4 protein-coding genes are annotated in these 5,461 nt (G+C 40.8%); all 4 read right to left on the bottom strand.

The features are described 5' to 3' along the window. Nucleotides 1–206: 206 nt before the first annotated feature. The 4 genes from fusA to ACT3SX_RS13725 all read right to left on the bottom strand — a co-directional run bounded on the left by fusA (nt 207) and on the right by ACT3SX_RS13725 (nt 5,259). Nucleotides 207–2,333 (bottom strand): elongation factor G, encoded by a 2,127-nt coding sequence (gene fusA, locus ACT3SX_RS13710; protein ID WP_192520599.1) that lies wholly within the window; start codon nt 2,331–2,333, stop codon nt 207–209. 361 nt (nt 2,334–2,694) lie between these two features. After that, complete coding sequence (gene rpsG, locus ACT3SX_RS13715) at nt 2,695–3,168, bottom strand: 30S ribosomal protein S7 (protein WP_192520600.1); 474 nt, start codon at nt 3,166–3,168, stop codon at nt 2,695–2,697. A gap of 208 nt (nt 3,169–3,376) precedes the next feature. Next, nucleotides 3,377–3,751 (bottom strand): 30S ribosomal protein S12, encoded by a 375-nt coding sequence (rpsL, locus tag ACT3SX_RS13720; RefSeq protein ID WP_011281154.1) that lies wholly within the window; start codon nt 3,749–3,751, stop codon nt 3,377–3,379. A 404-nt stretch (nt 3,752–4,155) separates the two neighbouring features. After that, nucleotides 4,156–5,259 carry an EcsC family protein gene (locus ACT3SX_RS13725; protein WP_192520601.1) on the bottom strand — a complete coding sequence of 368 codons (1,104 nt, stop codon included), beginning with the start codon at nt 5,257–5,259 and terminating at the stop codon, nt 4,156–4,158. Nucleotides 5,260–5,461 lie beyond the last annotated feature (202 nt).

Here is a 5,461-nt window from a genome sequence, read left to right on the forward strand (position 1 = left end):
GGGATCAACTGCTTAGCTCATATAGATATGATTGCATAAGACAGACTTGACCACTTTAAGATAATTGTTAAAAGGTCACACATACTAATGTGCAGATATTATAAGAAAATCACAACCAATAACAAGTCTTTTAACAAGTTATTGGTGTATTCTTCAATGACAATGTAAAGATAACTATGACATTATCATCATTAATGGGGCTTTACTTATTCGTCATCATCTTTAGAGTTGAACTTAGAGATGATTTCAGTAGCAACTGATTTTGGAATTTCAGCGTATTTTTGGAATTCCATTGAATAAGTTGCACGGCCTTGTGACATAGAGCGCATTTGTGTGGCATAACCAAACATTTCCGCTAATGGTACTTCAGCACGAATCTGCTTAGTACCACCAGGTAGATCTTCCATACCCTGTACCAAACCACGACGACGGTTAAGATCGCCCATGATGTCACCCATATAGTCTTCAGGTGTTTCAACTTCTACTTTCATCACTGGCTCAAGTAGTGCTGGGTCAGCTGCCATGAAACCTTTTCTAAAGGCCATAGAACCTGCCATTTTGAACGACAATTCATCAGAATCGACATCATGATAAGAACCATCATACAAAGTCGCTTTAACACCAACTACTGGGTAACCAGCAAGTACGCCATTTTTCATGCGTTCTTGGATACCTTTGTCAACAGCACCGTGGAATTCTTTCGGTACAGTACCACCAACAACTTCTTCAGCGAATTCGTATTCAGTTTCACCAGCTGGATCAAGCGGCTCAAGACGTAACCAAACGTGACCAAACTTACCACGACCACCAGTCTGACGTACAAATTTGCCTTCTTGTTCAACCGTGTTACGAATCGTCTCACGATAAGCAACCTGCGGCGCACCGATATTTGCTTCAACATTGAACTCACGCTTCATACGATCAACGAGAATCTCTAGATGTAGCTCACCCATACCGCTAATGATCGTCTGACCAGACTCTTCGTCAGTGTGTACACGGAACGATGGATCTTCTTTTGCCAAACGGCCAAGAGCGATAGACATTTTTTCTTGGTCAGCTTTGGTCTTAGGCTCAACAGCTAGAGAGATAACTGGATCTGGGAATTCCATACGCTCAAGAGTGATTACATTGTCTTCATCACATAGCGTATCACCAGTAGTCACATCTTTCATACCAACTAGCGCTGCGATATCACCAGTACGAATCTCTGGAAGCTCTTGCTGAGAATCTGCCATCATCTGTACGATACGGCCAACACGCTCACGCTTCATCTTAACTGGGTTATAAACACTGCTACCCTGCTTCATTACACCAGAATAAACACGTACGAAGGTTAAGTTACCAACGAACTTATCATTCATGATTTTGAATGCTAGTGCTGAGAAAGGTGCGTCATCTGATGCTTCACGAGAACCTTCGGTTTCGTCTTTGTCATCAAGAATACCTTTAATAGCAGGTACATCAATTGGTGCAGGTAGATATTGAATAACAGCATCTAACATCTTCTGTACACCTTTGTTCTTAAAGGCAGTACCACAAAGAAGCGGGATGATTGAGTTATCAATCGTTAACTGACGAATAGCAGTGTTGATCTGTTCTACAGACAACTCACCGTTTTCAAGATACTCATTCATGAGTTCTTCATTCGCTTCAGCTGCATTTTCTACTAAAAGCTCACGGTATTCGGCAGCTTTGTCTTGTAGTTCAGTTGGAATTTCGCGTTCTTCGTATTGCATACCTTGAGATGCTTCATCCCAATAGATAGCTTTCATGCTTACTAAGTCAACAACGCCTTCAAAATCGTCTTCTTTACCAATTGGAATAACCAATGGCACAGGGTTGCCACCCAAACGAGTTTTGATCTGGTCAATAACACGGTAGAAGTCAGCACCAACGCGATCCATTTTGTTTACGAATGCAAGACGTGGGACTTTATATTTGTTCGCCTGACGCCAAACGGTTTCAGACTGTGGCTGAACGCCGCCTACTGCACAGTAAACCATGCAAGCGCCATCAAGAACACGCATAGAACGTTCAACTTCGATCGTGAAGTCAACGTGACCTGGGGTGTCAATGATATTGATACGGTGTTCGTCGAACTGTTTCGCCATACCTGACCAAAAACAAGTCGTTGCTGCTGAGGTGATAGTAATACCACGCTCTTGTTCTTGCTCCATCCAGTCCATGGTAGCTGCGCCATCATGTACTTCGCCAATTTTGTGGCTAACACCGGTATAGAATAAAACACGTTCAGTAGTGGTTGTCTTACCAGCATCGATATGCGCTGAGATACCAATATTGCGATAGCGTTTTAGGGGAGTTTTACGAGCCATAGTTTTTTCCTAGGAAAAGTCGTGTATATAATAATGTGTTGTGTCACTACCTCATACTCTATGACAAAGCGGTCAGCTTCATGACAAAGCAATCAACTTCGTAATATTACTTACTGATTATTAAGCCTAATGTGGACAAAAAAAGAGCAAATACTAAGAATAGTGTGGCATCAAATTTGGGATGCTCCCTATCTAAACAGTATTGATAGAAAAGCATCTAGATAGATGTCTGCCATCCCAATTATGAATAGTATGATCTATCTATAACTGGATACATGGTGGCAGCAATCAATAGAATAAATAACAGTATAAGATTGATTGACATCAGCCAACCAATCTAAAGTTACTATCAAACAGTTGCTTAGAAACGATAGTGAGAGAATGCTTTGTTAGCGTCTGCCATACGGTGAACTTCGTCACGTTTTTTCATAGCGGCACCTTTGCCGTCAGCAGCATCGTTCAATTCACCAGCTAAACGCAAAGCCATTGATTTTTCAGAACGCTTAGCAGCAGCTTCAGCTATCCAACGCATAGCCAAGGCAGTACGACGGGAGGGACGTACTTCCATTGGCACTTGGTAGGTTGCACCACCAACGCGGCGAGCTTTTACTTCTACCATTGGGCGTACATTTTCTAAAACGTCTTCGAAGAAAGAAACTGGATCTTCAACTTTACGTTTTTCGCTTACTGTTTCAAGTGCACCGTAAACGATACGCTCAGCAGTAGATTTTTTACCATCACTCATTACATGGTTGATGAATTTTGCAACAGTTTGGCTACCAAACTTAGGATCCGGTAGGATCTCACGGGCAGCAACGACGCGACGTCTTGGCATAATAAATTTCCTTGTCTTCAGGAGTGTCTGACATTCACAATCTCGCACCAATTATTTATTAGGTGGCGTTATATCGAGTTTGTCAGTCAGCCTTACTGCATGGCGGTATGTTGTAACAGAAAATAAATAATTTGATAATCCTGCTAACACCTGACCCATGCACAGTTAATGTTTGGTACAAAAAAGCTTATCTAATAACATTTAGTTATTAAACTTTAGGCTTCTTAGCACCGTATTTAGAGCGACCTTGCTTACGGTCTTTTACGCCTGCGCAATCTAATGCACCACGAACAGTGTGATAACGTACACCTGGTAGATCTTTTACACGACCACCACGGATAAGAACAACACTGTGCTCTTGTAAGTTATGACCTTCGCCGCCGATATAGCTTGATACTTCATAGCCTGAAGTCAAACGTACACGACATACTTTACGCATGGCTGAGTTAGGTTTTTTAGGAGTGGTAGTATATACACGAGTACATACGCCACGACGTTGTGGGCACGCTTCCAACGCAGGAACTTTTGACTTTTCCTTGATGGTTTTGCGACCTTTACGAATCAATTGGTTAGTTGTTGCCATGAGGCATCCTTCTCCCGTTTGGTATAAAACAAAAAAATGGGCAAATACACCATCTATCTGACATTAACGACAGATTTTCGGAGTACCCATTTTTAGGACAGTATATTATAAAGAGTTGTTGCTGCTATTTCAACCACTTATGAGTGATTGTACTTTACAACATTTAATAGATATGCATTCAGCCTACTTCCATACCACATTATCTATGTTTGGTCAGCAATTAGGTAAAAAAACAGATCATTAAATATGCCATAAAAATAGTGAAAGACATGATTAGAATAAGATAAATACAAAGACAATCTAATATCAGTAGGCATTAAATGGCGATATTGTCTTATTTTTCAAGAGAATAAAATAATATCACCAAATTAAGAATAAGTGAGTCAAGCAAGCACTTAGTTATTCTATTTTTTTTCACTTGTATTTTGACCAGTATCTTTTGCTTGCGCACTATCTTCTTCTATTTGAGTATCATCATCGTTGACACTTTCGCTATCGATATTATCTACATCTTTTTTCTCATCGCTATTAGCAGTTTTATCTACTTTTTCTTCACTGCTACTATCATCCGTAATCGCACGATTAGCAAGTTTCGCTTCTGGTGCAAAAGTTGCTTGCGCTACGCCAATGACTTCATCAATTAACTGGCTATTATAGTGCATACCAATAGCCACTGCTGTGACGGGTAAGAATCGGCGTATCCATGATAAGTTGATTTGATCTAAATCGATACCAATCTGACTGGCGATATTATCAACTTGCTGAGCGTAAAAATTCACATTTTTGTGTTTTAGACCTAGGTTTTTTAGCTCACTGTGTAAACCACCACTCTGCGCATTGTCCAGCAAGCCTTTACCAATACCGAGACCCGCAAGTAACGCTTGTTTTTCTTGCATTTTTCTCAAGTCGGCATTTGATAACAGCTCATAAGCCATTTTGATGCCTTGGCTACCAGTTAGTGGTTTATTGTAAACAGCCGCCAACTGATAAACCGTACGTAATGACACTAATAATAGCCACAACGTATCAGCGAGCAAACCTGGAAGACCTGCTAGACCGGTAAAGCCGCCTATCGTAGCGAGTGCTCGGTTTTGGTTAGCAATATCCGTAGCTAACGCATAACGTTCTTCGTCATCCAAACTTTCAATGTTGGCAAAACGATGTTCATCAGGCAAATCAACCTGACTCCAGCTAGAGGCAAGTTTTGCCACTTGGGCGAAAGCGCCATCAACAGTTGATTGAAAAAAACTATTCGGTACCACTTTTTTGGCATACTTACCATAAGTCGCAAAGCGTGGTCCTAATAGTTGCTGCGTAGCCTTCAAGGTTTGCTCACGAAACAAGTCTTGTTGATAGTCCTCGTCACCCAAGTTGACTGCTTTGTATTGACGCGGTTTGCTTGTCTTAGCGTTGACACCGTCAATGATTGCACCCATGCGTTCTAAGTTATTGCGAGTCAAAGAGCCAACGGTTTTAATGCTTTTAGAAAGAATACTACGCTTTGCCATCGTGATGTCCTTAATGTGGTGATTGGTTTTATAATAGGTTTATATTTATAATCGATACGCTATCTTATCGAATGACTCTATGCAGTGTCAGTGCGAACAATGTTATCGCCATTACAAACTTTGTATCCAAAAGTATAACTGAATCGACTATTGATGCTATGTTAAAGTTTATTCTGTCAGTCATATTCAAGCATAGCCTTAT

The organism is Psychrobacter sp. AOP31-B2-9 (genome assembly GCF_052378005.1).
GTDB lineage: Bacteria > Pseudomonadota > Gammaproteobacteria > Pseudomonadales > Moraxellaceae > Psychrobacter.